This window comes from Treponema sp., from assembly GCF_045657965.1.
GTDB lineage: Bacteria > Spirochaetota > Spirochaetia > Treponematales > Treponemataceae > Treponema_D.
Genome location: NZ_JAZOUG010000184.1, coordinates 1 through 3,405 on the forward strand (window position 1 = coordinate 1; position 3,405 = coordinate 3,405).

The window sequence follows — 3,405 nt, forward strand, 5'->3', positions numbered from 1 at the left end:
TCATTGAAGAGTCTTCCCGTAAAATCTGTGGTCAAGCCGATTTTGTAATACAATCCCAAATCATCAATTACTTTTGAAAAAACTCTTTTTAGCTGGCTTTCTCCGTTTATTGGCTTGTTGATATTATCATTTGTCAAAAGACCTTGTGAAAAAGATTCAATGATAAGGTTCTTTTTGTCCTCTGGAACATTTTTAGCAGTCAAGAAAGTGTTGATTTTGCGGAGCATTATGTCGCCGTCGCGTTCACCTTTTTCTGAAGAAGACCTCAAATCTGATTTTTCAAGCGGTTTTACAGGATTATCGCCTTTTATACCGAGGTTTGCAATAATGCTAGCTGCAACAAGATAAATGCGGGCAGATTCACCAAGTCCGCTTTCATTCTTGTAAATGTCGTTGTTTAGTTTTACAAGGCTTGAAGAGATTTCTGCCTCACGCTTTTCAATGCTCTTGTTTTTCTCTTCTTCGGTGAGATTAAGCGATTTAACTTTTTCAATAAATGAATCGAAGTTTTCTTTTTTTAAGAAAGATAAATCGGTATACTTTGCAACTTCCTGACCATAACCGTAGTTTTTACCCGAAACATAGAAAACACCGATTTCGTGCTGTAGTTTTCCGCTTTCGTCTTTGAAGCCTGTAACACCGATTGAAATAATGTCTTCGTAATCTGTGTAATGTAAAAGAGCGTTTGCATAGTGAACAGCTCCATTGACAGCATAGGAATTGATGTTCTTGTAGTCGTTTTTGTTGTCAGATGTTTTTATTGCTACATTGCCGTTATCATCAAGTTTTACGAGCTTGTCTTTGTAGCCTTTGTATTCAATAAGAACAGGATAAGCCGTGCCATAAGAGTCCTGAGCAAGCAACTTGCAGTCAGGTCGATTTCCGCCTGTTCCGCCCTGCTTTGATTTGTATTCGTCCAAAGCTTTATCAATCGAAGCATTAAGGCTTTCCTGTTCCAGTTTATAGTCAAGTTTATATGATTTAAGCCAGCCGTTTACAAGGTCAGCGATATTTGGTTCTACAGATTGTACGGTGTTTTTTGGCATTTTTTTGCTCCTGAATGGGAACAGTATATCACATCTGTAACATTTATTGAACAAGCTTTAGAACTTCCCCAATATCTGCATTCACACAGATTGATTTGTCTGCAATTTCGCGGGGAACTACAGCTTCTCCAAAGTTTATGCAGGCATAAGTTGCGTTAGGATTTCGTGCGGTCATTTGCCAGAAGGGATATTTGATGATTCCCGGAGTATTTCCGCCCACGCCGAGTTCTAAAAAGAGAACTTTTCCGTCAGAGTCTAACTTTCGGGTGCGGATAAAGTTTTCGTAACGTTCTGCAGCTTTGTACCATCCTTTGTCCTGAACAAAAGTATCGTCTGCACGAAGGTTCATGCTCATAGGTTTTCCGCAGACAGGGCAGTGTGGGACGAGTTCTGTAGGAATGGACATTTTGCCGCCGGAAAGGCCTGCCTCTGCACGGCTCGGGTTCAAGCCCTGGGATTCAACCATCTTTTGTACCTGCTCTTGATTGTCATACGTTTTCTGATGGCAGGCTTGAGAGCACTGGAAAAGCCCGTAATCTCCCTGAGTGTAGAAAAGGCGTTTTTTATCAAATCCTGCTTTCTGGAAACAGTGGTCAACGTTTGTGGTGAGGACAAAATAATCTTTATCGCGGACGAGATTCAGCAAATCACTGTAAACCGTTTTTGGTGCATCCATGTAGCGGTTTATCCAGATGTAGCGGCTCCAGAACGCCCAGTTTTCTTCAAGTGTTTTGTATGGATAAAATCCGCCGGAATACATGTCGGTAAAACCATAGCGAGCGCGGAAATCTGCAAAATGTTTGTCGAAGCGTTCGCCGGTGTAAGTAAAGCCTGCGCTGGTAGAAAGTCCTGATCCCGCACCGATAACGATTGTGTCAGCCTGAGCAATTACCTCTTTGAGTTTAAGAATCTTTTGTCCCATTTTGTGCCTCCAATTATTTCCACACGGATTCGGAAAATCTAACGATTTTCCTGTTGGGGAGTGCGCTAGGGATTGTAGGGGCGCACGAAGTGCGTTGCCGAAACGAAGTGAAGGCAATGTAGCCGAAAGGCGTAACCCCGGAAAGCCCCCTCGTAAAAAAAATATTCGTTTTGACTAAGAATGCTGTAACTCCTTAAATTATAAAGGATTACAGTATCGGATTGCTTACTAAATTATACCATAAAAAAACAGAAAATGGCATATTAAGTAAGCAGTTTAAGTAAAAAATAGTGACTTTGGGAAAAACATTTACAAAATCCTAATAATATTGTAAATTATTTATGCGTTCCTGTCTGCCCAGATAAGGACCTATATGAACAAACCCTATTTGTTGTTCAAAATGCGCAATTCGCCATACTGGTATGCGCAGATCAGACTTTCAGACGGAAGTCTTTCTAACAACAAAAGCACTGGAAAAGAATCCAAATCCGAGGCTGAAAAAGTCGTTATGGAATGGGTTGTAGCAGGTGCTATCCCTAAACGAGTTTCAAGAAAAGAAAAATCTGAAATCAAAACTTCTCTTGATACCCTTTCTATTTTGAATCAGCTTAAAACACATGATTTTTCTGATTCAGAAATCAATCAAATTATAAACATTCTCAAAGAACGCAACTACATCAAGTCCGCAATCCGTACTGAGACTAAAGCTGCGCGTGATGCAATGGAGTACCTTCTTGAGTTCTGGGATTATGACAAATCGCCATATATTCGGGAACTGCATCTTAGAGGCAAATCATTCCACAAGAAACATTCCAATAAAATGACCCGTATCATAATCAATTATTGGAAACCAATCATTGAAGGAAAACTTCTCGGAGAAATAACCCGTAACGACATCAACAAAATCTACGAAGTTGAATCAACTCAGAAACTTGCACCTAAATCCGTGAAATCAATTATTCATGCAATGACTGTTTCAATGAAATGGGCATTTCTTCATGGGCTTACTGAAATCAACTGCTATGACGGAATCATCAAACCTTGTGAAAAATCTAAAGAAAGGGCAATCCTCACAATGGAAGAGACAAGAGCCCTTTTTGGTGCCAAATGGAAAAATGATGTGGCAAAACTTGCATGCCTTATTGCAAGCTACACAGGAATGCGTCAGGGAGAAATTGCGGCACTGAGAGCCCAGGACATCGGGGACGACAGAATCTACATCCGCCATTCATGGGGAAAATATGATGGCCTTAAGTCTCCAAAAAATGGAGATGAAAGAGAAATTTTAATTCCTCAGCAACTGCGCAATATGATAATACAGCAGCTAATGAAAAATCCATGGAAGCAGGATTTGTCGGCATATGTATTCTTCAGTAAGAAAAAGGCTGACAGACCAATGGATGCTGATGCATGGGCTAAATATATGAGAGAGGCATT

3 protein-coding genes are annotated in these 3,405 nt (G+C 40.4%); 1 reads left to right on the forward strand and 2 read right to left on the reverse strand.

What is annotated here, in order from left to right:
- Nucleotides 1-1,046: hypothetical protein (locus ACKI5B_RS06995; RefSeq protein ID WP_407427190.1), on the reverse strand; the 1,046-nt coding region annotated here is incomplete at its 3' end.
- 43 nt (nucleotides 1,047-1,089) lie between these two features.
- Complete coding sequence (locus ACKI5B_RS07000; protein ID WP_407427192.1) at nucleotides 1,090-1,968, reverse strand: SIR2 family NAD-dependent protein deacylase; 879 nt, start codon at nucleotides 1,966-1,968, stop codon at nucleotides 1,090-1,092.
- Nucleotides 1,969-2,341: 373 nt separating this feature from the next.
- On the opposite strand from ACKI5B_RS07000, the gene ACKI5B_RS07005 reads away from it, so the two are divergent.
- Nucleotides 2,342-3,405, forward strand: a 1,064-nt coding sequence (locus ACKI5B_RS07005; RefSeq protein WP_407427194.1) for a tyrosine-type recombinase/integrase, incomplete at its 3' end; no start/stop codon positions are given.

Excerpts from the sequence above, each read along its gene's own strand:
- ACKI5B_RS07000 (WP_407427192.1), bottom strand. The coding sequence starts at position 1,968 with ATGGGACAAAAGATTCTTAAACTCAAAGAGGTAATTGCTCAGGCTGAC.